Source organism: Hydrogenophaga sp., from assembly GCF_965657535.1.
Lineage (GTDB): Bacteria > Pseudomonadota > Gammaproteobacteria > Burkholderiales > Burkholderiaceae_C > Hydrogenophaga.
On sequence record NZ_CBFHOP010000005.1, the window covers coordinates 257,709 to 282,198 of the forward strand.

Below are 24,490 nucleotides of genomic sequence, written 5' to 3' on the forward strand. Positions count from 1 at the left end.
GCCCAGACGCTCCACCCACCAAGGCGCGACACTGGTGGCCCGGCCTTGCCAATTCCGCAGTGTTGCTGGCGCGTGTATATCTTTCACGCCACCGCTGTTTGATGTTGATCGGTTGAAAGCATCCATGTGGGTCTACATCCTCAAGCGCCTTCTGCTCATGATCCCGACCTTGTTCGGGGTCTTGTTGCTCACGTTCGTGGTGATCCAGTTTGTGCCCGGTGGCCCGGTGGAACAGTACCTGGCCGAGGCGCGGAGCGGGCAGGGCGGTTCGGCCGAAGGCGGTTCGGTGTACCGCGGCGCTCAAGGGGTGGACCCGCAGCGACTGGAGCAAATCAAGGCGCTGTATGGGTTTGACAAGCCAGCCCATGAGCGTTTTTTCCAGATGGTCGGGCAGTTTGCGCGGTTTGACCTGGGTACCAGCTTTTTCCAAAACAAGGCGGTGTCCGAGCTGATTGTGGAAAAACTCCCCGTGTCCATCAGCCTGGGTTTGTGGACCTTCTTCATCAGCTACCTGGTGGCCGTGCCATTGGGCGTAGCCAAAGCGGTGCGCGCGGGCTCCCGGTTTGATCTGGTCACCACCTTGCTGGTACTCGTTGGTTACGCCATTCCCGGCTTTGTGCTCGGCGTGGCCTTGCTGGTGATCTTTGGCGGCCAGCTGCAGTGGTTTCCGCTGCGTGGGCTCACCTCATCCAACTGGGAAGAGCTCAGCTGGGCGGCACGGATCGTGGACTATTTGTGGCACATCACCCTGCCCATCACCGCCATGGTGCTGGGCAGTTTTGCGGTCACCACCATGCTGACCAAAAACGCCTTTCTCGAAGAAATCCGCAAGCAGTACGTGATGACGGCGCGGGCCAAGGGTCTGAGCGAGCGCCAGGTGCTGTGGAAACACATTTTCCGCAACGCCCTCATCCCCATCGTCACCGGTTTTCCCAGTGCGTTCATCGGTGCTTTTTTTGCAGGCTCACTGCTGATCGAAACGCTGTTCTCGCTCGATGGTCTGGGTCTGTTGAGCTTTGAGAGCGTGATACGGCGAGACTATCCGGTTGTGCTGGGCACGCTGTTTCTGTTCACGCTGATCGGGCTGGTGACGAAACTGATTTCTGACCTCTGCTACGTCTGGGTGGACCCGCGCGTGAAGTTCGACTGATGGCCAATACCCTTTCCGCTTCGCCTTCCCGCCGGGCCTGGCAGCGCTTCAAGCGCAACCGCCTGGGCTACTGGAGTTTGGTGATTTTCTGCGTGCTGGTCATCGCCAGCCTGTTTGCCGAGCTGCTGTCCAACGACCGACCGCTGGTGGTGCACTACGAGGGAAAAACCTACTTTCCCATTGTGCAGGACTACCCTGAAACGACCTTTGGCGGTGACTTTGAAACCGCCACCGACTACCTGGACCCTTACATCCGTGAGCAAATCACCCGGGGCAACAACTGGGCCGTGTACGCGCCCAACCCCTACGGCCCCAAGACGCTCAATTACTTCGCCAAAGAGCCCAACCCTTCAGCGCCCACGCGCGACAACTGGCTGGGTACCGACGACCGGGGCCGTGACCTGCTGGCGCAGCTGATCTATGGTTTTCGCGTCAGCGTGCTGTTTGCGCTGGCGCTCACCGTCATCGGTGTGCTGTTGGGCGTGGTCACCGGTGCCATCCAGGGGTTTTTTGGTGGCAAGACCGACCTGGCCTTCCAGCGGTTCATTGAGATCTGGGGCTCCATGCCCGAGCTGTACCTGCTCATCATTTTTTCGGCTGTATTTGCGCCCAGCATCAGTTTGCTGCTGATCTTGCTCAGCCTGTTTGGCTGGATGGGCCTGAGCGACTACGTGCGCGCCGAATTTTTGCGCAACCGCCAGCTCGACTACGTGCGCGCGGCCCGGGCTATGGGGTTGTCCAGCTGGCAGATCATCTGGCGCCACGTCCTGCCCAACAGCCTCACGCCGGTGGTCACTTTTCTACCGTTTCGAATGAGTGCGGCCATCCTGGCCCTCACCTCGCTGGACTTTCTTGGCTTGGGCGTGCCACCGGGCACACCGTCGCTGGGCGAGCTGCTGAGCCAGGGCAAAAACAACATCGACGCCTGGTGGATTTCCATGTCCACCTTTGCGGTGCTGGTGATCACGCTGCTGTTGCTCACCTTCATGGGCGACGCGCTGCGCGATGCACTCGATCCGCGAAAGGCCGACACATGAGCATTCCCACAAACACGGTGGCCCAGGCACCGCTGCTTCAGGTCCGCGGCTTGAGCGTGTCCTTCGGCGAGCACACTGTGGTGCGCAACATCGACTTTTCCATTGCTGCCGGTGAAAAGCTGGCCTTGGTGGGTGAGTCTGGGTCAGGCAAAACCGTGTCAGCCCTTTCGCTGCTGCGCCTGGTTCACAACGCGCAAGTCAGCGGTTCGGCCCTGTTGCAGGGGCGCGATCTGCTGCAAATGAGCGAACACCAGTTGCGCGGTGTACGCGGTGACGAGGTGGCCATCATTTTCCAGGAGCCCATGACGGCGCTCAACCCGCTCTACACCGTGGGAGACCAGATTGCCGAGGTACTGCAGCTCAAAAAAGGCTTCACCCCGCGCCAGGCACTCGCCGGCGCTGTGGAGCTGCTGGCTTCCACCGGCATCTCCGAGCCGGGTCGCCGGGCCAGCGCTTACCCGCACCAACTCAGCGGCGGTCAGCGCCAGCGCGCCATGATTGCCATGGCGCTCGCCAGCCAGCCCAAGCTGCTGCTGGCCGACGAACCCACCACGGCGCTCGACGTCAGCCTGCGCGGCCAGATACTGGATTTGTTGGCTGACTTGCAACGCCAGCACGGCATGGCCGTATTGCTGATCACCCACGACCTGAATCTGGTCCGGCGCTTCGCCGACCGCGTGGCGGTGATGGAGCGCGGGCTGCTGGTGGAGCAGGGCGCTGTGGCTGATGTGTTTGCCGCGCCGCAACACCCCTACACCCAGATGTTGCTGGCCAGCACCCCCGAACGCGATGTGGTGGAAGCCATGGCCGATTCCATTGCGCCGCCGGTGCTGCAGGCCCGGCAAATGCGGGTCAGCTATCCCGTACCGGTGCCGGGCATCAAAGGCTGGTTCAAAAAGGGGGCTTATGTGGCGGTGCAGGGCGCCGATCTGGAGCTGGCGCCCGGTCAGACGCTGGGCGTGATGGGCGAGTCCGGCTCCGGCAAGTCCACCCTGGCGCTGGCTGCACTGGGCCTGCTGCCTCACCAGGGCAGCCTGCAAGTCACGGGTACCGATTGGGCCGAGGCACAGCGAAAAGGGCAGAGCCGAGCGCTGCGCCAACGCATACAGGTGGTGTTTCAAGACCCATTTTCATCACTCTCTCCGCGCATGACCATCGAACAGATCGTGGGTGAGGGTCTGCTCGTTCACGAGCCCGATCTGCAGCAAGACGAGCGCCGCCAACGCGTGGTGGCCGCACTGGCCGAAGTGGGGCTCGTGCAAGACCCCAGCCAAGCCGGTGACTGGTTGCAGCGCTACCCGCACGAGTTTTCAGGTGGGCAACGCCAGCGCCTGGCCATTGCCCGCGCGCTCATCGTCGGCCCGCGAGTGCTGGTGCTCGACGAGCCCACCAGCGCGCTCGACGTGACGGTGCAAAAACAAGTGCTTGCGCTGCTGCAACGCTTGCAGCGCGAGCGCGGGCTGAGCTATTTGCTGATCACGCACGACGTGGGCGTGATTCGCGCCATGGCCCACGATGTGCTCGTCATGAAAGAGGGGCAGGTGGTCGAGCACGGCACGGTACAGCAGGTGCTTGAGCGGCCGGCCCATCCCTACACATGCACGCTGGTTCAAGCCGCAGCTTGAACGGCTGGCTGCCCGCGCTTGCCCCTTACCCGGGTCTATGCACCCGTTTCGCTCTAATGCCCTCTGCCGCGCAGGCCCCTGGCAGGCCGCTGAAATACCTCCGAGCAGCCCAGAACGAAAAATTATTGACCGCTGAAAACGAACGGCAAGCGATTTTTTCGAGACCCTCAAGGGGCCAGCCACCGTTACAGCATTCGAAATTAGGACTCGAAACCAGTATTTCAGCAGCCTGCTAGCGCGGCCTCAACCGCGCAAGGTTGTTCCAGTGTCGAGGTCATACTTGACTTTTATCAACCCCCAGCCGGCGCCAACCCACTATAAAAGCGGGTTCCGCTTGGCCAATGTGCCCCATGGAAATTCGAATGAACGACCACCCATCTTCTGCGCCCAACATGCCCGCCCCTGTTTCCTTGGGATCACCCCTGCGCTGGCTGGCGCGGGGCTGGGCCGACTTGCGCCGCAACCCAGCGCCGGGGCTTTGGCACGGGGTGCTTCTGGCCGTCGGTGGCTGGGTCCTGATGTGGGGCGCGCGCGACCAGTTCTGGCTACTGGCCGGCGCATTCTCGGGCTTTCTCATTGTCGCGCCCATTTTGGCTACCGGCCTGTACCACGTGAGTCGGGCTTGCAACAGCGGGCGCTGCGTGGGCATGCCAGAGGTGATTGCCCTGTGGCGCACGGGCGACGGGCGCCTCGTGCGCTTTGGGTTGCTGCTTGGACTGGCCGGTACCGGCTGGGTGCTCACCTCGGCGGGTTTGATCACGCTGTGGTCGCCTGAGCCCATCCACAAACCCATCGATTTCCTGCGCCATGTGGTGCTGGTGCGTGAAATTGGCCTGTTTGAGGCTTGGTTGCTGCTGGGCGCCTTGCTGGCGGCGCCGGTGTTTGCATCCAGCGTGGTGGCCATCCCCATGTTGGTGGACACACCGGTGCCCGTTGGCGTTGCAGTGACAGAGAGCTGGCGCGCCGTGGCCAACCACCCGGCGCCCATGGCTTTTTGGGCCGTGCTGATCGGAGCGCTGGTGGGTGTGGGCATGTTCACCGCGCTGCTGGGTCTGGTTGTGGTCATTCCGCTCATCGCCCATGCCAGTTGGCACGCCTACTGCGACCTCACGCAGCGCCCCCCCTCGCTGCCTATGGGCAGCGAACCCATGCGGGGGGGCTGAGCCGTGGAAACCACCCTGTTCGGCTACACGGAAGGGCAGATCGCCCAATTCGGCCTCACCTTCGGTGTGGGCGCCTTCATTTTGTACATGCTGTTCATCGTGTTCAATCTGGCTTTGGAATCCAAGGCAGGCAAGTTCGGCACCTTCATTTTGTTTTTGGTGCTCTCATTTGGCATGCTGGGATTCGTGGCCAAGAACATCATTCAATGGGTTCTGGGCATGTGATCTGTTGTCCAAGGTTTTTAGCCTGGTCGGTGCCAAAAGTTCGGTGCCCGTCGCTCAGCGAATGCGGGGGTTCAGATGGCGGCAGCCCGCGCCGTGGTGAACGGCACAACACACGCTCGCAGAACCTCCGCGAATCTTGCAAACTGGCCCTTAACCGGGTTACAATGCGAGCTTCACGACCAAATGGGCGGGTTACTACCGGCCCATTTTTTTTGGCCGAACGCTTTTACACCCACGCAAACCCTTAGGGCAGACACCACACACAATGGCTTGGCAAGAAACCGTAGAGCAAACCGTCACTGGGCTGGGTTTTGACCTGGTGGAGCTTGATCGCTCCGGCAGTGGTTTATTGCGCGTCACCATTGACTGGCCTTGGCAGGCGCCGCAGGTGGGTGAAGATGCTCCGGTGGAGCGTTTTGTCACTGTTGAGGATTGTGAAAAAATCACACGCCAGTTGCAGTACCTGCTGCAGGTGGAGGGGCTTGAGTACCGCCGGCTTGAGGTGGGCTCCCCGGGTATCGATCGACCTCTCAAGCGTGAAATCGACTATATGCGGTTCGAAGGTCACGTGGTAGACCTTACCTTGAAGGCGCCGATTGGCGTGACCGCTTCCGACGTATCGGCCAATCGGAAAAAATTTCGTGGCACGCTTGAGCGTGCTGAAGATGGTGTGCAGTGGCAGGTGGTCTGGAGTGATGCGCCTGAAGTCAAGCCGGGTGTGCGCGTGAGCAAGAAGCGTGTGCCACCGCCTTTGCAGGCGCTGGTGTTCGCGCTGGAGGATATCCAGCAGGCACGGCTAGCACCCATTGTGAGTTTCAAGGGTCGGCAGGCTCCGGGTGCTGCTGAGGTCGAATGACTTGTGCGCTGCGCGCAAACGAATGCAAAAAACTGTGTTGATTCTGAAAAAGATATCCGGAAAGGTGGCGAGTAAATGAACCGCGAAATGTTGATGCTGATTGATGCCATCTCCCGCGAGAAGAACGTCGAGCGCGACGTGGTGCTCGGTGCGGTGGAGCTGGCGCTGGCCTCGGCCACCAAGAAACTCTACAAGGGCGACGTGGACATCCGCGTGGCCATGAATCCGGACGATGGTTCCTATGAGACCTTCCGCCGCTGGCTGGTCGTGCCTGACGAGGCTGGTCTGCAAAATCCCGATGCCGAAGAGCTGCTGACCGATGCGCGCGACGAACTTGCGGACATTGAAGAGGGTGACTTCATCGAGAAGCCCGTGGAAAGCGTGCCGATTGGCCGCATAGGTGCCATGGCGGCCAAACAGGTGATCTTGCAAAAGATTCGCGATGCCGAGCGCGAGATGCTGCTGAACGATTTCATGTCGCGTGGCGACAAGATTTTTGTCGGCACCGTCAAGCGCATGGACAAGGGCGATCTTATTGTGGAAAGTGGCCGTGTCGAAGGGCGTCTGCGTCGCAGCGAGATGATCCCGAAAGAAAACTTCCGCAGCGGCGACCGTGTGCGCGCCATGATCATGGAGGTGGACCTGACGCTGCGCGGTGCGCCGATCTTGCTGTCGCGCTCCGCGCCCGAGTTCATGATTGAGCTGTTCCGCCTGGAAGTGCCTGAAATTGAGCAGGGTCTGCTGGAGATCAAAACCTGCGCCCGTGATCCCGGTTCGCGTGCCAAGATTGCCGTGCATACGCTGGACAAGCGCATTGACCCGATAGGCACCTGTGTGGGTGTGCGCGGTTCGCGCGTTAACGGTGTGACCAACGAGCTGGCTGGTGAGCGTGTTGACATCGTGCTCTGGAGCGAAGACCCGGCCCAGTTCGTCATTGGTGCCCTGGCGCCCGCCAACGTCCAGTCCATTGTGGTGGACGAAGAACGCCACGCCATGGATGTGGTGGTGGATGAGGAAAATTTGGCCATTGCCATCGGCCGTGGTGGACAAAACGTGCGGCTGGCGTCCGAGCTGACTGGCTGGCGCATCAATATCATGACTGCTGACGAGTCAGCGCAAAAGCAGGCCGAAGAGTCCGACGGCATTCGCAAGATATTCATGGCCAAGCTGGATGTAGACCAGGAAATTGCGGACATCTTGATCGAGGAAGGTTTCACCAGCCTTGAAGAAGTGGCCTATGTGCCCATCCAGGAAATGCTCGAAATCGAATCGTTCGATGCGGACACCGTCAGCGAGCTGCGCACCCGTGCCAAGGATGCCTTGCTCACCATGGAACTCGCCCGGGAAGAAAGCGTTGAAGAAGTTTCGCAAGACCTGCGCGACCTCAGCGGCGTGACCCTGGAGCTGGTGGCCAAGCTCGCCGACGGCGGTATCCACACCCGTGACGAGTTGGCCGACCTGGCCACCGACGAGTTGACCGACATCACCGGACAAACGCCTGAAGAGGCTACCGCGCTGATCATGCTGGCCCGCGCTCACTGGTTCGCCGGTGACGAAGCGCAACCCACGACCTGACCAGCGGAGGCCCCAGCGGAGAAAAGAACTTATGACCAGTACCACCGTCGCCGAATTGGCTGCCGAGCTCAACAAGCCCACTTCCCTTTTGCTGGAGCAACTCTCCGCATCCGGGGTGCCCAAGACCTCGGGAGCCGATCCGCTTTCAGAAGCGGACAAACAAATGCTGTTGGGGCACCTCAAGGCCAGCCACGGCACGGCCAGTGCCGAGCGCAAAAAAATCACCTTGGTGAAGAAGTCCACTTCGGAGATCAAACAAGCCGATGCCACCGGGCGTGCGCGCACCATTCAGGTGGAAGTGCGCAAAAAGCGTACCTTCATCAAACGTGACGATGAAATCGTGGCGCCAGAGGCGACTGCAGAACTGATTGAAGCGGTGCAACCCGTTTCGGTGGTGGACACGGCCGAGCTGGCGCGGCGCGAGGAAGATGCCCGCCGACAGGCGGAGTTGCTGCGTCGCCAGGAAGAGGAACTGGCCCAGAAGCGCCGCGACCGCGAAGCAGAAGAAAGCCGGCAGGCCGAGGCTGAAAAAGCCCGCGCAGCCGCCGAAGCCGCACAGGCCGCAGCTGCTGCGGAAGCTGCTGCCGCCGCCAAGGCTGCCGCCGTGATCGAGGCACCGAGCGCGCCGACCGAGGAAAGTCTGGCTGCCGATGCCGCAAAGCGCGCCCAAGTGAAAACGGAAACGCTGGAGCGCGAATCCGCCGCGCGCGTGCTGGCCGACAAGAACGCCGAAGTGAAGCGCGCCGAAGAATTGCGTGCGCAAGATCTGGTGGAGCGCCGCCGCAAAGCCGAGGCTGAAGCGGCGAACATCCGCGCCATGATGGCGGCTCCCGCCAAAACCATGGTGGCCAAAAAGCCAGAGCCTACACCCGATCCCAAAGCCGGTATCAAGGGCACGCTGCATAAGCCTGCCGGTACGCCTGGCAAGCCCGCCGCAGTAGCTGGCGCTCCTGCGGCGCCAAGCGCTGCGGGCAAGAAGGAAGTCAAGTCCGAGAATCTGTCCTCCACCTGGAAAGACGACGCCGCCAAGAAGAAGGAAATCAAGACCCGTGGCGACACCAGTGCCGGTCGTTCCAACTGGCGCGGTGGTCCCCGAGGTGGTGGTGGTCGCCGTGGTGACCGCGATTCACGCAGCGACCATGGCCAGGGCAATTTTGTGGCCCCGACCGAACTCAAGATCATCGAGGTGCATGTGCCCGAGACCATCACGGTCGCAGAGCTGGCGCACAAGATGAGCCTGAAGTCGTCTGAGGTCATCAAGCAACTGATGAAGCTCGGCCAGATGGTCACCATCAACCAGCCGCTGGACCAGGACACCGCCATGATCGTGGTGGAAGAGCTTGGCCACAAAGCGGTGGTGGCGGCGCTGGACGATCCAGAAGCCTTTACCGACGATGATTCGACCCAGCTGCAAGGCGAGCTGCTGCCACGAGCGCCTGTTGTGACCGTGATGGGTCACGTTGACCACGGCAAAACATCGTTGCTGGACTACATCCGTCGGGCCAAAGTGGCCGCAGGCGAAGCCGGCGGTATCACGCAGCACATTGGCGCCTACCACGTGGAAACGCCACGCGGCATGGTCTCGTTCCTGGACACCCCCGGTCACGAGGCGTTCACCGCCATGCGAGCCCGCGGTGCACAAGCGACCGACATTGTCATTCTGGTGTGTGCTGCTGACGACGGTGTGATGCCCCAGACCAAGGAAGCCATCAAGCACGCGAAAGCCGCTGGTGTGCCGATCGTGGTTGCACTGACCAAGATCGACAAGCCGGGCATCAACCTGGAGCGCGTGCGTTCCGAGCTGGTGGCCGAAGAGGTCGTGCCCGAAGAGTTCGGCGGTGACGTGCCCTTTGTGGGCGTGTCAGCCAAAACCGGTGAAGGCATTGACGCCCTGCTGGAACAGGTGCTGCTACAGGCCGAGGTTCTGGAACTCAAGGCCCCTGTAGAAGCTATGGCCAAGGGCCTGGTGATTGAAGCGCGTCTGGACAAGGGCCGCGGCTCGGTGGCCACCGTGCTGGTGCAGAGCGGTACGCTCAAAACCGGCGACGTGGTGCTCGTGGGACAAACCTCGGGCCGTGTGCGCGCCATGCTGGACGAAAACGGCAAAACCATCAAATCTGCAGGTCCTTCGATTCCGGTGGAAATTCAGGGTCTGTCCGAAGTGCCACAAGCGGGCGACGACTTTATGGTAATGACCGACGAGCGCCGTGCTCGCGAAATTGCCACCTACCGTGCCGGCAAGTTCCGCAACACCAAGCTGGCGCGTCAGCAGGCCGCCAAGCTGGAAAACATGTTCACCGACATCTCTGCCGGTGAAGTCAAGGTGTTGCCCATCATCGTCAAGTCCGACGTGCAGGGTTCGCAAGAAGCGCTGGCGCAATCACTGCTCAAGCTCTCGACCGATGAGGTCAAGGTTCAGCTGGTGTTTGCCGGTGTCGGCGGTATCAGCGAAAGCGACGTCAACCTGGCCATCGCTTCCAAGGCGGTTGTCATCGGCTTCAACGTGCGTGCCGACGTGGGCGCGCGCAAGCTGGCCGAAGGCAATGACGTTGACCTGCGCTACTACAACATCATTTACGACGCCGTGGATGAATTGAAAGCGGCCATGTCCGGCATGCTGGCGCCTGAAAAGCGCGAAGAAGTCATCGGTTCTGCCGAGATTCGCACGGTATTCGTGGCGACCAAGATTGGTACCGTGGCGGGCTGTATGGTCACCTCGGGCATGGTCAACCGCAATGCACACTTCCGTTTGCTGCGCGACAACGTGGTGATTTACACCGGCGAAATCGACACGCTCAAGCGCCTGAAAGACGACGTGCGCGAAGTCAAAGAAGGCTTCGAGTGCGGTATCAAGCTCAAGAACTACAACGACATCAAAGAAGGTGATCAGCTGGAGTTCTTCGAAGTCAAGGAAGTGGCCCGCACGCTGTAAGCGCGCACTGGCAACACAAGCACCATGGCAACCCGCAAGAAGTCATCCACTCCCAACCGCGGTTTTCGCGTGGCCGATCAGATCCAGCGCGATCTGACGGAGCTGATCGCGCGCGAGCTTAAAGACCCGCGGGTGGGCATGGTCACGATCAATGCGGTCGAGGTCACGCCCGATTACGCCCATGCCAAGGTGTTTTTTAGTCTGCTCACAGGCGACCCCCAGGAAACCTTGCAGGGACTGAACACCGCTGCAGGTTTCCTGCGAAGCGGTCTGTTCAAGCGCTTGCACATCCACACGGTGCCCACCTTGCACTTCGTATTTGACCGCACCACCGAGCGTGCGGCCGACATGAACGCCTTGATCGCCAAGGCTGTGTCTTCTCGCGCCCAGGAGGACTGACCATGCACGCGCCACGCACACGGGTGCAGCGGCGCCCTGTGCATGGGGTGCTGTTGCTTGACAAACCGCTGGGGCTTTCCAGCAACCAGGCTTTACAAAAGGCCAAGTGGTTGCTGCGCGCCGAAAAAGCCGGGCACACCGGCACGCTGGACCCGCTGGCCACGGGCGTACTGCCCCTGTGCTTCGGTGCAGCCACCAAGTTCAGCCAGATCCACCTGGATGCCGACAAAACCTACGAAACCACGGTACGTCTGGGGCAGAAAACGGCCACGGGCGACGCCGAGGGCGAGGTGATTGAAACCCGGCTGGTGACCTGCACGCCAGGCCAGGTGGTCGAGGTGCTTGACCGCTTCATGGGTCCCATTGCCCAAGTGCCACCGATGTACAGCGCGCTCAAAAAGGACGGCAAAGCTCTCTACGAATATGCGCGTGAGGGTGAAACGCTTGAGCGCGAAGCGCGCCACGTGGTGATCCATGATCTGGAGTTGCTGGACATGCAGCTCACGGGAGAAAATCCCAGCCTGCGTTTGCGGGTGCGCTGCAGCAAAGGCACCTACATTCGTACGCTGGGCGAAGACATTGGCGAAGCTCTGGGCTGTGGTGGTCACTTGACCATGCTGCGCCGAGAGGCGACCGGCCCATTTGACGCCAGCCAGTGCACCACGCTGGAGGCGTTGGAAGCTGCCACCGAAGCACAGCGTCTGGGCAGGTTGCTGCCGGTGCAGACCTTGCTGGAAGGCTACACCCCGGTGTCCCTCGAAGCGGAAAGTGCAGGGCGCTTTTTGAGCGGTGTGCGCCGCCGGGGCGCCTGGCCGAACGAAGCGCGGGTAGCTGTTTTCGGACCTGCTCCGGGCGCATCCAACGAAACAACAACCGACCGCGTGTTGCTGGGCAGTGCCCACACCGAAGGCGGCGAATTGGTCCCGGGGCGGCTGCTGAGCCCCATCGAAATACAGCAAATCCTGGAAACCTCACCGGAACTCACATCATGAGCAAACAAATCCGCAACATCGCCATCATCGCCCACGTTGACCATGGCAAAACCACCATGGTGGACCAACTGCTTCGCCAGTCTGGAACCTTCGCCGAACACGAAAAGGTCGTAGACACGGTGATGGACAACAATGCCATCGAAAAAGAACGTGGCATCACGATTCTGGCCAAAAACTGTGCCGTGAGCTGGAAAGGCACCCACATCAACATCGTCGATACCCCCGGTCACGCGGACTTCGGTGGCGAGGTTGAGCGTGCGCTGTCCATGGTGGACGGCGTGGTGCTGCTGATCGACGCCCAAGAAGGCCCCATGCCACAAACCCGCTTTGTGACCAAAAAGGCCTTGGCTCTGGGTCTCAAGCCGATCGTGGTGGTCAACAAGGTGGACAAGCCCGGCGCCAACCCAGACAAGGTGGTCAACGCTGCCTTCGACCTGTTTGACAAGCTCGGTGCAACCGACGAGCAGTTGGACTTCCCGGTCGTGTACGCCTCCGGTATCAACGGCTGGTCTTCGTTGGTGGAAGGCGCTCCCGGCGAGCAGTGGGGGCCTGACATGTCGGCCTTGTTCGAAACCGTGCTCAACCACGTGCCCGCTCAGACAGGTGATCCAGAAGCACCGTTGCAGCTGCAAATCTCGGCGCTCGACTTCTCGACTTTCGTGGGCCGTATCGGCGTGGGTCGTATCAGCCAGGGCACGATCAAGCCCAACATGGACGTGCTTGTCATGGAAGGTCCCGATGGCAAGTCCATCAAAGGCCGCATCAACCAGGTGCTGACCTTCCAGGGTCTGGACCGCGTGCAAGCCACCGAAGCCGGTCCAGGTGAAATTGTGCTGATCAACGGCATTGCCGAGATCGGTATTGGCGTGACCATCACCAACCCGCTGACGCCGGCACCACTGGCCATGTTGAAGGTGGACGAGCCCACCCTGACGATGAACTTCTGCGTCAACACCAGCCCACTGGCTGGCCGTGAAGGCAAGTTCGTCACCAGCCGCCAGATCTGGGACCGTCTGCAAAAAGAGTTGCAGTCCAACGTGGCTCTGCGTGTGAAGGAAACCGACGAAGAGGGCATCTTCGAGGTGATGGGTCGCGGCGAATTGCACCTGACCATTTTGCTGGAAAACATGCGCCGCGAAGGTTACGAACTGGCCGTTTCCAAGCCGCGTGTGGTGTTCCGCGATGTGGATGGCGTGCGCCACGAACCCATCGAGCTGGTAACAGCCGATATTGAAGAGCAGCACCAGGGGGGTGTGATGCAGGCGCTGGGTGAGCGCAAGGGTGAGCTGGCTAACATGGAGCCGGACGGTCGTGGCCGCGTGCGCCTGGAGTACCGCATCCCTGCGCGTGGTCTGATCGGTTTCACCAACGAATTCCTGAACCTGACCCGTGGTTCGGGCTTGATCTCCAACATCTTCGACAGCTACGAGCCGCACAAGGGCGACATCGCCAGCCGCAAAAACGGTGTGCTGATATCCATGGACGACGGTGAAATATTCACCTACGCCCTGGGCAAGCTGGACGACCGCGGTCGCATGTTTGTGAAAGCTGGTGACCCTGTGTACGAAGGCATGATCGTCGGTATCCACAGCCGTGACAACGATCTGATCGTAAATGCCACTCGCACCAAACAGCTGACCAACTTCCGTGTGTCGGGCAAGGAAGATGCGATCAAGATCACGCCGCCGATCGACCTCAACCTGGAATACGGCGTCGAGTTCATTGAAGACGACGAGCTGGTGGAAATCACGCCCAAGTCCGTCCGTCTGCGCAAGCGCTTCCTGAAAGAAGGCGATCGCAAGCGCAACAAGTGATCGACGCTAGGGACCGTCGCCCTGGATGGGCGGCGCATCCTGTGGCGCTTGTTCGCTGGTGCCTGTTTTTCCAGAGTAACGACATGCCCTCTTCTCGCCAGCTGAGCCACACACAGGCCGTGGTGTTGATGGTTTTGGTCGCATTCCTCTGGTCTACCGCTGGCGTGGTTTCACGTCAGCTGGAGTCTGCGGCCCGCTTTGAAGTCACGTTTTGGCGCAGCGCTTTCACAGTGCTGTCGCTCTTTCTGATCCTCCCGATCTGGCGCCACGCCAGCGGGTCCCGCCTTGCGCAGCCGCTGGCCGAGCGATCGTTGGTTGGACGCTTCACGCACCGGCATTGGGGTGTGCTGCCTGAATCCCGTGCGTTTTGGCTTTCAGGCGCTTGCTGGAGCGTGATGTTCACCGCCTTCATGCTGGCCCTGACTTTCACCAGCGTGGCCAATGTGTTGATCATCCTTGCTGCGGGGCCGTTGTTCACCGCGCTGGTGGCGCGCTTCACCATTGGCCAGCGCCTGCCGCTGCGCACCTGGCTGGCGATTGTGGTCGCTGGCGCTGGCATTGTGTATATGTACGGTAGCCAGATGGTCGCGGCATTCAGCGATGCATCGGCTGGTGCTTCGGACCTGGTACTGGGTTCCCTGGTGGCACTCTGTGTGCCGGTGGCGGGAGCCATCAACTGGACGGTGGTGCAACGCAGCCAGTCGCAGGGCGAAAAGATCGACTTGGTGCCTTCGGTTTTGTTGGGTGCCGTCATCTCGGCGCTGCTCACGCTGCCTCTGGCATTGCCGTTTGCGGCCACCGCCTCGGACGTGGGCTGGCTGGCTTTGCTTGGTCTGTTCCAGCTGGCCATTCCTTGCACGCTGTCTGTGGTGTGTGCCCGAATTCTTAAAGCCCCTGAAATTTCGCTGCTGGCGCTGCTGGAAGTCGTATTTGGCATTCTGCTGGCCTGGCTATGGGCCCATGAAAAGCCGGCAGCCGAGGTGTTGTTGGGCGGGAGCCTTGTGATGGGTGCCTTGCTCGTGAACGAGTTGCTGGGCTGGCGCTCCCGCACGGGCACCCCGCGCATACAGACCCTGAACCCGCCCAGGCTCTGACCTGACTTCGCCCACCTTCCACCAAGGATCATGACCATGAGCACGCTTTCTTCAGAAAACCACGTTGTCGCTGAACGGCGTGGCCGGGTGGGTTGTCTCACTTTGAACCGACCGCAGGCGCTGAATGCACTGTCGCTCGGCATGATCCGATCCATCACACATGCATTACTCGCCTGGCGAGACGACGAGCGCGTGTTGGCTGTGGTGGTACGCGGTGTCAACAAGGACGGTCCGTTTGGCGCCTTTTGCGCGGGAGGCGATATCCGGTTCTTTCACCAGGCTGCCTTGAGTGGCAACCCCGAGTTGGAAGACTTCTTTACCGAGGAGTACGCGCTCAACCATCTGATTCACACCTACACCAAGCCTTATATCGCCCTGATGGACGGCATCGTGATGGGCGGCGGCATGGGTATCAGCCAAGGCGCCAGCTTGCGCATCGTGACAGAGCGCAGCAAGTTGGCGATGCCGGAGACGGGCATTGGCCTGTTTCCGGACGTGGGCGGTGGGTATTTCTTGAGCCGGTGTGCAGGCCGCGTAGGTGAATACTTGGCGCTCACCGGTCTGGTGTTGGGCGGGCGCGAGGCCATGGCGGCAGGTCTTGCCGACGGCTTCATCGACTCGGGGCGCCTGGCAGGCTTGTGGAGTTCGCTGGAGCAGACACCGTTTGAAAACGGTGCTTCGGTGGAACGTTGGTGTGCCAGCCACCTGAACACCACTGCGGCGCCCGGCACATGGCCAGCCGCCGAGGTAGACCGCATTTTCAGCCTGCCCAGCGTGCGCGAGATCGCGACGGCGCTGGCGGGCACCGACTCAGAGTGGGCACGCAACACGCTGGCCACTCTGCGCAAGCGCTCGCCGCTGATGTTGCACGTGGTGCTGGAACACATCCGCCGCGCGCGCGGCATGGGCCTGGCCGACGATTTGCGCATGGAGCGGGGTCTGGTTCGACGTTGTTTTCAGCTGCGGCCCGGGACCGCCAGCGAAACGGTGGAAGGCATTCGTGCGCTGGCTGTGGACAAGGACCACCAGCCTCGCTGGAATCCGGCCCGGGTTGAAGATGTCACGCCAGCGCAGGTGAGCGCATTCTTTGACAGCCCCTGGCCCGATCACGCGCACCCGCTTCGCGCACTGGCCTGAACCCACCCCAAGCGCAACCGCTTGGCGGGGCTGCGTGGCGGAAGCGGCTCAGCGCTGGCGGCTCTTCATGGCGCGCTCCACTTCGCGCTTGCCCTCGCGGTCCTTGATGGTGTCGCGTTTGTCGTGTTCGGCCTTGCCTTTGGCCAGCGCCATGTCGCATTTGACCTTGCCATTTTTCCAGTGCAGGTTCAGCGGCACCAGCGTGAAGCCTTTCTGCTCAATTTTTCCGATCAGCCGGCGAATCTGTTCTTTATGCAGCAGCAGCTTCTTGGTGCGCACGGCGTCGGGCGATATGTGGCTGGATGCGGTATTGAGCGGGTTGATCTGGCAACCGATCAAGAACAACTCCCCCTCCCGGATCACTACATACCCATCGGTGAGTTGGACTTTGCCCTCGCGCAGGGCTTTCACTTCCCAGCCTTCCAGCACCATGCCCGCTTCAAAGCGCTCTTCAATGGCGTAGTTGAAAAAGGCTTTCTTGTTGTCAGCGATGCGGCTGTCTGCGCCTTTAACAGTGGTCGATTTGCTGGATTTGGTGGCCATGGGGGTTCAGGTGGGGCCGCATGGTGAAACATACAAGGCCCATACAATGGGGTTCGGAGCTCAGGCGCTGGTTGCACACGGCATAGACAGCCCTAAGACCAACCGGCTGACCGGCGGGCTTCAAACCCGCTTGCACGCAGGTCCATTGTATGAAAACCATTCACAAATCTGTTTTGCTTTGGCACAGCGCCCACGAAATGTTTGCGCTGGTGACCGATATCGAACATTACCCCCAGTTTTTACCTTGGTGCGAGCACGGCGAAGTGCTGGAGCAAGAAGACCACACCATGGTGGCGAAAGTGGGGATGGCCATCAGCGGTCTGCGCCACAGCTTCACCACCCGCAACGTGCACGAACTCGACCGCAAGGTGAGCATGGAGCTGGTTGACGGTCCGTTTTCGCATCTTGATGGTTGCTGGGTGTTCACCCCGCTCGGGGATGGCAGCCAGCGGGCCTGCAAGGTGGAATTCACCTTGAGCTACGGATTCAACAGCGCCACCTTGGCCAAGCTGGTGGGGCCCGTCTTTGAAAAAATTGCAGGTAGCTTGGTGGACGCTTTTGTGAAGCGCGCCGACCAGGTCTACGGCAGTGTCTGACGAGATGCCATGAGCAACAGCCTGCGCATCTCACTGGTCTACGCCATCGCACCACGCACGGTGCATGAAACCGTGCTCGACATCGCCCCTGGCACCACCGTGTTGCAAGCGCTGGAGCAGTCCGGCTGGCTGGTCCGTTTTCCAGAAATCCAAGCTCAAGAACTGCCGCTGGGCGTATGGGGCAGCAAGACCAGTACCCATACACAGCTTCGTGCGGGAGACCGCCTTGAGGTTTACCGTGCATTGCGCGTAGACCCCAAAGTGGCGCGCAGGGAGCGTTTCGTGGGGCAGGGCGCGCGTGGAACCGGGTTGTTCAACCGCCGCCGCCCCGGCTCAAAAGCGGGCTATTGAGGCACCGACTGCCACTGTGCCAGCGTGACCAAGCACCTGAGCGTCCTCAACCACCCACAGGGGAGACCGGTGTAGCCATCCCGCGTGGTGACGATCAGTCCACGCTACCGCTGCATTCTGAACGGATCAAATCGTCCAGGCGTTTGGTTTCAGCAGCCCGGCCGCTGTCGTCCAGGATTTCCCGCTCGCCTTTGGCATTGGTGGTGGCAATGCGGATGCCCGAGTCCAGCGTGGTCTTGGCCCGCTTGGCCCTGTCGCAGTTTGCAGCGCGCGCCTTTGCTTGGCGTTCTTCTGCGGCCCTCTTTTTGGCTTGCTCGGCTTCTTCAGCCTGTTTCTTGCGGGCTTCCAATTGCTCGTCTCGCCCGCTCAGTTTGGGGGCTGCACCTGTGCGGGTGGAGGCAGTGGCCTCGGTCTGCGTCGGGCTTGTGGCAGCAGCCACAGCCGGCGCGCGCAAACCGGGGCGCTTGAGAATGTTCTTTTCCGGCACGGTGCTGGGCGGAGGGGTGTCGCTGAAGACTTTGCGACCGGTGCCATCAACCCATTGCCACTGCGCCATCGCAGCGCTGCTGGCAAGCGCGGCAAATGCCACCACAACGCATTGACGCCATGTCATGAAAGAAGCATTTTTGAAAACCATGGGCGAAGTTTAGCGCCGCTGAGGTGCGTCGATGTTGAGTTTGTGTCACTGCGGTGCACAAGTTGCACGTCGGCGCCGTTTGTTCGTGGGTTCCCTGCCCAGTTGGGCTACCGCTACAGGGGGTTGCCCAGATGTTGGCCGGATACAATATTGCTTTTGGAGCTTTACCCATGCGCCTACTCGGCAAAGCGCTCACCTTCGACGATGTCTTGTTGGTGCCAGCGTACTCCCAGGTCCTTCCCAAGGACACCTCACTCGCTACCCAGTTTTCACGCAACATCAAGCTGAACCTTCCCCTGGTTTCAGCGGCCATGGACACCGTGACCGAAGCGCGCCTGGCGATCGCCATTGCACAGGAAGGCGGCATCGGCATTGTTCACAAGAACCTCACGGCGCAAGAGCAGGCCGCCCAGGTGGCCAAGGTCAAGCGCTACGAGTCGGGCGTGCTGCGCGACCCTGTGGTCATCACGCCGCAGACCACCATCCGCCAAGTCATGAAGCTGTCTGACGACTTGGGTGTTTCTGGCTTCCCGGTCGTAGATGCGGGGCGGGTGGTTGGCATCGTCACCGGGCGCGACTTGCGCTTTGAGACGCGCTACGACCTCCCAGTAAGCGAGATCATGACGCCGCGCGAGCGCCTGATCACCATGCCCGATGGCACCACGCCGGCCGAGGCCAAAACCCTGCTCAACAAGCACAAGCTGGAACGCTTGCTGCTGGTGAACGATGCCTTTGAGCTCAAGGGCTTGATCACGGTGAAGGACATCACCAAACAGCTCAACTTCCCCAATGCCGCGCGCGATGCCGCTGGCCGCCTGCGCGTAGGGGCAGCCGTTGGCGTAGGCGAGGGCACCGAAGAGCGTGTGGAAGCACTGGTCAAAGCCGGTGTGGATGCCATCGTGGTCGACACGGCCCATGGCCATAGCAAAGGTGTGCTCGACCGGGTGCGCTGGGTCAAGCACAACTACCCGCATGTTGATGTCATTGGCGGCAACATCGCCACCGGTGGCGCGGCCTTGGCATTGGTGGAAGCCGGTGCCGACGCTGTCAAAGTGGGCATTGGCCCCGGCTCCATCTGCACCACCCGCATTGTGGCGGGCGTGGGCGTGCCGCAGATCATGGCCATTGACAGCGTGGCGACCGCCCTGCAAGGCACGGGCGTGCCCATGATCGCCGACGGTGGCATCCGCTACAGCGGCGACATTGCCAAGGCCATTGCAGCCGGCGCCAACACGGTGATGATGGGCGGCATGTTTGCCGGCACCGAAGAGGCGCCTGGCGAAATCGTGCTCTACCAGGGCCGCAGCTACAAAAGCTACCGTGGCATGGGCTCCATCGGTGCCATGCAGCAGGGCAGTGCCGACCGCTACTTCCAGGAAAGCAGCACTGGCAACCCCAACGCCGACAAGCTGGTGCCCGAAGGCATCGAAGGCCGCGTGCCTTACAAGGGCTCGGTTGTATCCATCATCTTCCAGATGGCTGGCGGCCTGCGAGCCTCCATGGGCTATTGCGGCTGCCCCAGCATTGAAGACATGCGCCACAAGGCTGAGTTCGTCGAGATCACCTCGGCCGGTATCCGCGAAAGCCATGTGCACGACGTGCAGATCACCAAAGAAGCCCCCAACTACCGCGCTGAATGAATCTCCCCCCGCGCCGCCTGCGGCGTCACCCCCCAGGGGGCGGCGCTGGCGGCCTGGCAAAGCCAGTTCCGCGGCGCCCTGGGTTTGGGGCATTTCGCTCTTCGGGCTGTCTGTTTTGACGGCCTTTTTCTTTTTCTGAAGTCCTATCGTCACGCCATGCAGCACCAGAAGATCCTCATACTCGATTTCGGTTCCCAGGTCACCCAGCTCATCGCGCGCCGCGTGCGCGAAGCGCATGTGTACTGCGAAGTGCACCCTTGCGATGTGAGCAGCGAGTGGGTCCGCGAGTTCGCAGCCGACGGCCAGCTCAAGGGCGTGATCCTCTCGGGCAGCCATGCCAGCGTCTACGAGGTAGACGACAAGGCGCCTGACGCTGTGTTCGAATTGGGCATCCCGGTGTTGGGTATCTGCTACGGCATGCAGACCATGGCGCAACAGCTGGGCGGCAAGGTGGAGGCGGGCACCACCCGTGAATTCGGCTACGCCGAGGTCCGTGCCCGCGGCCACACGCCGCTGCTCAAAGACATTGCCGACTTCCACACCCCGGAAGGCCACGGCATGCTCAAGGTTTGGATGAGCCATGGCGACAAGGTCACGGAAATGCCAGCCGGTTTCAAACTCATGGCCAGCACAGACAGCTGCCCCATTGCCGGCATGGCTGACGTGGATCGTGGCTACTACGCGGTGCAGTTCCACCCTGAAGTAACGCATACGGTGCAGGGCAGGGCGCTGCTGGAGCGTTTCGTGCTGGAAATCTGCGGCACCCGGGCCGACTGGGTCATGCGCGACCACATCGAAGAAGCGGTGCAGAAGATCCGCGAGCAGGTGGGCGACGAAGAGGTGATCCTCGGCCTGTCGGGTGGCGTCGACTCTTCCGTGGCCGCTGCCCTGATCCACCGCGCCATCGGCGACCAGCTCACCTGTGTGTTCGTCGATCACGGCCTCTTGCGCCTGAACGAGGGCGACATGGTGATGGACATGTTTGTCGGCAAGCTGCACGCGAAGGTGATCCGTGTCGATGCGGCCGACCAATTCCTGGGCCACCTGGCCGGCGTGAGCGAGCCGGAAGCCAAACGAAAGATCATCGGCCGCGAATTCGTCGAGGTCTTCAAGGCCGAAGCCGCCAAACTCATTTCAAGTGGAGCATCAACAAAAGGCGCCAAGTGGTTAGCGCAAGGCACGATTTACCCGGACGTGATCGAATCCGGCGGTGCCAAGAGCAAAAAGGCCGTGACCATCAAGAGCCACCACAACGTGGGTGGCCTGCCCGAACAGTTGGGCCTGAAACTGCTGGAACCGCTGCGCGATTTGTTCAAGGACGAGGTGCGCGAACTCGGCGTGGCGCTAGGCCTGCCGCACGATATGGTCTACCGCCATCCGTTCCCGGGCCCGGGCCTGGGCGTGCGGATTCTGGGAGAGGTGAAGAAAGAATTTGCCGATCTGCTGCGCCGGGCCGACGCCATCTTCATTGAAGAGCTGCGATCCACCATCGACCACAACAGCGGCAAGAGCTGGTACGACCTGACCAGCCAGGCCTTCACCGTGTTCCTGCCGGTGAAGAGTGTGGGCGTGATGGGCGACGGCCGCACTTACGACTACGTGGTGGCGCTGCGCGCGGTACAGACCAGCGACTTCATGACCGCCGACTGGGCCGAGCTGCCGTATGCCTTGCTCAAGAAGGTCTCCAGCCGCATCATCAACGAGGTGCGCGGCATCAACCGTGTGACCTACGACGTGTCCAGCAAACCGCCGGCCACGATTGAGTGGGAGTGATCCTGCTTAGCTGAATCGAACAGCCACAAGCGGACGCCCGTGCGAACTTTGCTGAGTATCGTTTCTTTGATGATGGGTTTGTTGCTGGTGCTCGCCCTGATGCAGCAGCAGGTGGACGATGGGCTGCCCAACCCGGAGGTGCCAGGCAAAGCACCTGCTCCACAGCAGATTCAGCAGCAGTACCGCGATGCGATGGACGATGGGCTGAAGCATAACCAGCGCAAGCTGGACGCTCTCGACGAGACGGGGCGCTGAGGCATGAGCGCCTGCGACCAGACTTTCATGCGCGCAGCACTTGAGCAGGCGCGTGAAGCTGCCAAAAACGGTGAGGTGCCGGTGGGCGCGGTGGTGGTGCGCCACGGTGAGATCATTGCGGCTGGGCGCAACAACCCCCTGGCCACCCATGACCCAACGGCCCACGCTGAAATCGTGGCGCTGAGGGCTGCCGCTCAGGTGCTGGGCAACTACCGGTTGGATGACTGCGAAATGTTTGTCACGCTGGAACCCTGTGCCATGTGCAGCGGCGCCATGCTGCATGCCCGATTGAAGCGCGTGGTGTTTGGCGCCGCTGATCCCAAGACCGGCGCTGCAGGTTCGGTTCTCAATTTGTTTGCAGAGCGCCGGCTCAACCACCAGACAGCGGTGCAGGGTGGCGTTCTGGCTCAAACGTGTGGGGACCTGCTGAGCAGCTTTTTTCGGCAACGGCGCGAATTGCATAAGCGCCAAAGCCACCCGCTGCGTGAAGACGCACTGCGTACGCCCGACGGGTGTTTTGCGGGGTTGCCTGACTACCCTTGGTCACCCAACTACGTGAGCGATCTGCCTTCGCTAGCTGGCCTGCGCCTGCAATTCCTGGACGAGGGCCCGCGCGATGCCCCCCGTACTTGGCTTTGCTTGCATGGCAACCCGGCCTGGAGCTACCTGTACCGCAAGATGCTGCCGGTGTTTATTGCAGCAGGGGACCGCGTGGTCGCACCTGACCTGATCGGATTTGGAAAGAGTGACAAACCCAAGAGGGAAGCCGCGCACAGTTTCAGCTGGCACCGCCAGGTCTTGTTGGAGTTGATCGAACGGCTGGACCTGCGCCATGTGGTGTTGGTGGTACAAGATTGGGGCGGCTTGCTGGGCTTGACCTTACCCATGGAAGCGCCCGAGCGTTTCAGCGCTCTGCTGGTGATGAACACCACGCTGGCCACGGGCGACGCACCCTTGTCGCCCGGCTTTCAGGCGTGGCGAAAAATGTGCACTGAAAAACCGGCTTTTGATATTGCGCGCCTCTTTGCACGGGGCATCCCGCAGCTGAGCGCAGCCGAGAGCGCCGCCTACAGTGCCCCTTTTCCCGACCAAGGGCACCGCGCTGCGCTGCGGGCCTTTCCGATGTTGGTGCCAGAGCACCCGCACGACGATGGGGCCGATGTGGCCAGACGCGCCCGTGCGTTCTGGCAAGACGAATGGCATGGGCAAAGTCTCATGGCAATTGGTCAGCAAGACCCGGTGTTGGGTGAGCAGGCGATGTGGGAACTGCACCGACGCATTCGCCAGTGCCCTGAGCCCGTGCTGCTGCCCGAAGCGGGACATTTTGTGCCAGAACACGGCAAAGCCATTGCCCAGATGGCGCTCGCGCACTTCACGCGCTGACACCCGGCCCGGGACTGTTTTGCGGGTCTTTCCAGGATAATGGGATTCTTTGTCTGCCGCCAGATCCCATGAGCCACATCTACATCTATTCCCCCTCCAGTGCCGTGCGAGACAAGGCCGCTTTTCGCCGGGGCGTGGCCCGCCTCAAGGCTTTGGGGCACGAAGTGGAAATTGATGAAGCGGCGCTGAGCAGCCACCAGCGTTTCGCTGGCGACGATGACACCCGCTTGGCCGCCATTGGCCGGGCTGCGGCCAGTGCTGCCGACGTGGCGCTGATTTCACGCGGCGGCTATGGTTTGACGCGTCTGCTGGGGTCGCTGCCCTACAAACCGTTGGCCAAGGCCATCGAGCGGGGCACGCAGTTTGTGGGTTTGAGCGACTTCACCGCGTTGCAATGCGCCGTGTACGCCAAAACCGGTGCGATCACCTGGGCCGGCCCAGCCTTGGGCGAGGACTTCGGCGCCGAAGCAGGCCCGGACGACATCATGGAAGCCTGCTTTGACGACCTGTTGTGTGGTCACGGTGAGGGGTCTGGCTGGCGTTTACCCAGCAGCGACGCCCCGGCCTTGACGGCGCTGTTGCAGCAGCAAGGCAAAACCGTTGCCGCAGATGGCCCCGAGCTGCGGGTACGCAAGGCCACGCTGTGGGGGGGCAACCTGAGCGTCTTGTGCTCGCTGGTCGGTACACCCTTTTTGCCAGCCACCAAGGGCGGTATTTTGTTTCTGGAAGATGTGAACGAACACCCCTACCGCATTGAGCGACAGCTCACCCAGCTGCTGCATGCGGGCATCATCGGGCAGCAAAAAGCGGTATTGCTAGGTTCTTTCAACCGCTACCAACCGAGCCCGCACGACAAAGGTTTCAAGCTTCAGACGGTGGTCAACTGGCTGCGCTCACAAACCCGTACGCCCGTGTTCACGGGCCTGCCGTTTGGGCACGTACCCACCAAGGTATTGTTGCCCGTCGGACAGCAGGTGGAGCTGATGGTGCAAGGGCGTGACGCCCTGCTGTATTGGGGATGACCGGTTGGCGAAGGGGCCACTGTTGGAGTTGGCTCCCTAGTCATTGGTGCAGCGGTGCGCGGGCTGACATCAATCAATCTTTTGGGGCGCAAGTCTGAACACGGTGGAGAGGCTTTGCGCCGTGTCGATCGCTTCGGTCTCGCTGCACACTCGCCAAGACCTGCCATCATTTCTGTCCCCTCTTCATCCAACGCGGCGAGCATCGCTTTTCGTAGCGGCTCAAACACTACGGGCCGTCCTGAGCCCGCCTCTTAACCCAACGGGACTGACATCTTTTGACGACCGGGTTTG

The 24,490-nt window shown here is 61.3% G+C and carries 21 protein-coding genes and 2 pseudogenes; 21 read left to right on the forward strand and 2 right to left on the reverse strand.

The genetic code is table 11. The features are described 5' to 3' along the window. Window positions 1–124: 124 nt before the first annotated feature. The 14 genes and pseudogenes from ACTG4K_RS10780 to ACTG4K_RS10845 all read left to right on the forward strand — a co-directional run bounded on the left by ACTG4K_RS10780 (window position 125) and on the right by ACTG4K_RS10845 (window position 15,999). Window positions 125–1,150: a microcin C ABC transporter permease YejB gene (locus ACTG4K_RS10780; protein ID WP_439114209.1), complete on the forward strand. Its 1,026-nt coding sequence runs from the start codon at window positions 125–127 to the stop codon at window positions 1,148–1,150. Continuing rightward, window positions 1,150–2,187: an ABC transporter permease gene (locus tag ACTG4K_RS10785; protein ID WP_439114210.1), complete on the forward strand. Its 1,038-nt coding sequence runs from the start codon at window positions 1,150–1,152 to the stop codon at window positions 2,185–2,187. The genes ACTG4K_RS10780 and ACTG4K_RS10785 overlap by 1 nt, the downstream gene beginning before the upstream one ends. After that, on the forward strand, window positions 2,184–3,812 hold the full coding sequence (locus tag ACTG4K_RS10790; protein ID WP_439114211.1) for an ABC transporter ATP-binding protein: 1,629 nt from the start codon (window positions 2,184–2,186) through the stop codon (window positions 3,810–3,812). Before ACTG4K_RS10785 ends, ACTG4K_RS10790 begins: the two co-directional genes overlap by 4 nt. 362 nt (window positions 3,813–4,174) lie before the next feature. Beyond that, window positions 4,175–4,975, forward strand: coding sequence for a DUF2189 domain-containing protein (locus tag ACTG4K_RS10795; protein WP_439114212.1), 801 nt, complete (start codon window positions 4,175–4,177; stop codon window positions 4,973–4,975). 15 nt (window positions 4,976–4,990) lie between these two features. Then, window positions 4,991–5,200: a DUF2788 domain-containing protein gene (locus ACTG4K_RS10800; protein ID WP_439114384.1), complete on the forward strand. Its 210-nt coding sequence runs from the start codon at window positions 4,991–4,993 to the stop codon at window positions 5,198–5,200. 265 nt (window positions 5,201–5,465) lie between these two features. After that, window positions 5,466–6,056 carry a ribosome maturation factor RimP gene (gene rimP, locus ACTG4K_RS10805; protein WP_439114213.1) on the forward strand — a complete coding sequence of 197 codons (591 nt, stop codon included), beginning with the start codon at window positions 5,466–5,468 and terminating at the stop codon, window positions 6,054–6,056. 75 nt (window positions 6,057–6,131) lie between these two features. Next, entirely contained in the window at window positions 6,132–7,631 is a 1,500-nt protein-coding gene (nusA, locus tag ACTG4K_RS10810) for a transcription termination factor NusA (RefSeq protein ID WP_439114214.1), read from the forward strand. Window positions 7,632–7,662: 31 nt separating this feature from the next. Then, a pseudogene (locus ACTG4K_RS10815) lies at window positions 7,663–7,966 on the forward strand (translation initiation factor IF-2 associated domain-containing protein); the annotation flags it as partial. Between the two features lie 410 nt (window positions 7,967–8,376). Beyond that, window positions 8,377–10,563, forward strand: a pseudogene (gene infB, locus ACTG4K_RS10820) (translation initiation factor IF-2); the annotation flags it as partial. A gap of 24 nt (window positions 10,564–10,587) precedes the next feature. After that, on the forward strand, window positions 10,588–10,962 hold the full coding sequence (gene rbfA, locus ACTG4K_RS10825; protein WP_304834246.1) for a 30S ribosome-binding factor RbfA: 375 nt from the start codon (window positions 10,588–10,590) through the stop codon (window positions 10,960–10,962). A 2-nt stretch (window positions 10,963–10,964) separates the two neighbouring features. Next, entirely contained in the window at window positions 10,965–11,954 is a 990-nt protein-coding gene (gene truB, locus ACTG4K_RS10830) for a tRNA pseudouridine(55) synthase TruB (protein ID WP_439114215.1), read from the forward strand. Continuing rightward, window positions 11,951–13,768, forward strand: a complete 1,818-nt coding sequence (typA, locus tag ACTG4K_RS10835) for a translational GTPase TypA (protein ID WP_439114216.1) — start codon at window positions 11,951–11,953, stop codon at window positions 13,766–13,768. The genes truB and typA overlap by 4 nt, the downstream gene beginning before the upstream one ends. 83 nt (window positions 13,769–13,851) lie before the next feature. Beyond that, window positions 13,852–14,862 (forward strand): DMT family transporter, encoded by a 1,011-nt coding sequence (locus tag ACTG4K_RS10840; RefSeq protein WP_439114217.1) that lies wholly within the window; start codon window positions 13,852–13,854, stop codon window positions 14,860–14,862. Window positions 14,863–14,898: 36 nt separating this feature from the next. Next, window positions 14,899–15,999, forward strand: coding sequence for an enoyl-CoA hydratase/isomerase family protein (locus ACTG4K_RS10845; protein ID WP_439114218.1), 1,101 nt, complete (start codon window positions 14,899–14,901; stop codon window positions 15,997–15,999). A gap of 48 nt (window positions 16,000–16,047) precedes the next feature. Here ACTG4K_RS10845 and smpB read toward each other — a convergent pair whose 3' ends face one another. Then, on the reverse strand, window positions 16,048–16,542 hold the full coding sequence (smpB, locus tag ACTG4K_RS10850; protein ID WP_439114219.1) for an SsrA-binding protein SmpB: 495 nt from the start codon (window positions 16,540–16,542) through the stop codon (window positions 16,048–16,050). A 149-nt stretch (window positions 16,543–16,691) separates the two neighbouring features. On the opposite strand from smpB, the gene ACTG4K_RS10855 reads away from it, so the two are divergent. Then, window positions 16,692–17,138, forward strand: a complete 447-nt coding sequence (locus ACTG4K_RS10855; protein WP_439114220.1) for a type II toxin-antitoxin system RatA family toxin — start codon at window positions 16,692–16,694, stop codon at window positions 17,136–17,138. Between the two features lie 9 nt (window positions 17,139–17,147). Further along, on the forward strand, window positions 17,148–17,489 hold the full coding sequence (locus ACTG4K_RS10860) for an RnfH family protein (protein WP_439114221.1): 342 nt from the start codon (window positions 17,148–17,150) through the stop codon (window positions 17,487–17,489). A gap of 94 nt (window positions 17,490–17,583) precedes the next feature. Here ACTG4K_RS10860 and ACTG4K_RS10865 read toward each other — a convergent pair whose 3' ends face one another. Next, on the reverse strand, window positions 17,584–18,102 hold the full coding sequence (locus tag ACTG4K_RS10865; RefSeq protein ID WP_439114222.1) for a DUF4124 domain-containing protein: 519 nt from the start codon (window positions 18,100–18,102) through the stop codon (window positions 17,584–17,586). A 194-nt stretch (window positions 18,103–18,296) separates the two neighbouring features. Between ACTG4K_RS10865 and guaB the strand changes: the two genes are divergently transcribed. From guaB to ACTG4K_RS10890, 5 genes are all read left to right on the forward strand, one after another. Continuing rightward, a complete protein-coding gene (gene guaB, locus ACTG4K_RS10870; protein WP_439114223.1) occupies window positions 18,297–19,766 on the forward strand; it encodes an IMP dehydrogenase in 1,470 nt (489 codons plus the stop codon). A gap of 156 nt (window positions 19,767–19,922) precedes the next feature. Continuing rightward, window positions 19,923–21,539 (forward strand): glutamine-hydrolyzing GMP synthase, encoded by a 1,617-nt coding sequence (guaA, locus tag ACTG4K_RS10875; protein WP_439114224.1) that lies wholly within the window; start codon window positions 19,923–19,925, stop codon window positions 21,537–21,539. Between the two features lie 39 nt (window positions 21,540–21,578). Continuing rightward, complete coding sequence (locus ACTG4K_RS10880; RefSeq protein ID WP_439114225.1) at window positions 21,579–21,794, forward strand: hypothetical protein; 216 nt, start codon at window positions 21,579–21,581, stop codon at window positions 21,792–21,794. A gap of 3 nt (window positions 21,795–21,797) precedes the next feature. Then, window positions 21,798–23,177 carry a tRNA adenosine(34) deaminase TadA gene (gene tadA / locus ACTG4K_RS10885; RefSeq protein WP_439114226.1) on the forward strand — a complete coding sequence of 460 codons (1,380 nt, stop codon included), beginning with the start codon at window positions 21,798–21,800 and terminating at the stop codon, window positions 23,175–23,177. Between the two features lie 68 nt (window positions 23,178–23,245). Continuing rightward, window positions 23,246–24,199: an LD-carboxypeptidase gene (locus ACTG4K_RS10890; protein WP_439114227.1), complete on the forward strand. Its 954-nt coding sequence runs from the start codon at window positions 23,246–23,248 to the stop codon at window positions 24,197–24,199. Window positions 24,200–24,490 lie beyond the last annotated feature (291 nt).

Excerpts from the sequence above, each read along its gene's own strand:
- ACTG4K_RS10780 (WP_439114209.1), top strand. The coding sequence starts at position 125 with ATGTGGGTCTACATCCTCAAGCGCCTTCTGCTCATGATCCCGACCTTG.
- ACTG4K_RS10785 (WP_439114210.1), top strand. The coding sequence starts at position 1,150 with ATGGCCAATACCCTTTCCGCTTCGCCTTCCCGCCGGGCCTGGCAGCGC.
- ACTG4K_RS10790 (WP_439114211.1), top strand. The coding sequence starts at position 2,184 with ATGAGCATTCCCACAAACACGGTGGCCCAGGCACCGCTGCTTCAGGTC.
- ACTG4K_RS10795 (WP_439114212.1), top strand. The coding sequence starts at position 4,175 with ATGAACGACCACCCATCTTCTGCGCCCAACATGCCCGCCCCTGTTTCC.
- rimP (WP_439114213.1), top strand. The coding sequence starts at position 5,466 with ATGGCTTGGCAAGAAACCGTAGAGCAAACCGTCACTGGGCTGGGTTTT.
- nusA (WP_439114214.1), top strand. The coding sequence starts at position 6,132 with ATGAACCGCGAAATGTTGATGCTGATTGATGCCATCTCCCGCGAGAAG.
- rbfA (WP_304834246.1), top strand. The coding sequence starts at position 10,588 with ATGGCAACCCGCAAGAAGTCATCCACTCCCAACCGCGGTTTTCGCGTG.
- truB (WP_439114215.1), top strand. The coding sequence starts at position 10,965 with ATGCACGCGCCACGCACACGGGTGCAGCGGCGCCCTGTGCATGGGGTG.
- typA (WP_439114216.1), top strand. The coding sequence starts at position 11,951 with ATGAGCAAACAAATCCGCAACATCGCCATCATCGCCCACGTTGACCAT.
- ACTG4K_RS10840 (WP_439114217.1), top strand. The coding sequence starts at position 13,852 with ATGCCCTCTTCTCGCCAGCTGAGCCACACACAGGCCGTGGTGTTGATG.
- ACTG4K_RS10845 (WP_439114218.1), top strand. The coding sequence starts at position 14,899 with ATGAGCACGCTTTCTTCAGAAAACCACGTTGTCGCTGAACGGCGTGGC.
- smpB (WP_439114219.1), bottom strand. The coding sequence starts at position 16,542 with ATGGCCACCAAATCCAGCAAATCGACCACTGTTAAAGGCGCAGACAGC.
- ACTG4K_RS10855 (WP_439114220.1), top strand. The coding sequence starts at position 16,692 with ATGAAAACCATTCACAAATCTGTTTTGCTTTGGCACAGCGCCCACGAA.
- ACTG4K_RS10860 (WP_439114221.1), top strand. The coding sequence starts at position 17,148 with ATGAGCAACAGCCTGCGCATCTCACTGGTCTACGCCATCGCACCACGC.
- ACTG4K_RS10865 (WP_439114222.1), bottom strand. The coding sequence starts at position 18,102 with ATGACATGGCGTCAATGCGTTGTGGTGGCATTTGCCGCGCTTGCCAGC.
- guaB (WP_439114223.1), top strand. The coding sequence starts at position 18,297 with ATGCGCCTACTCGGCAAAGCGCTCACCTTCGACGATGTCTTGTTGGTG.
- guaA (WP_439114224.1), top strand. The coding sequence starts at position 19,923 with ATGCAGCACCAGAAGATCCTCATACTCGATTTCGGTTCCCAGGTCACC.
- tadA (WP_439114226.1), top strand. The coding sequence starts at position 21,798 with ATGAGCGCCTGCGACCAGACTTTCATGCGCGCAGCACTTGAGCAGGCG.
- ACTG4K_RS10890 (WP_439114227.1), top strand. The coding sequence starts at position 23,246 with ATGAGCCACATCTACATCTATTCCCCCTCCAGTGCCGTGCGAGACAAG.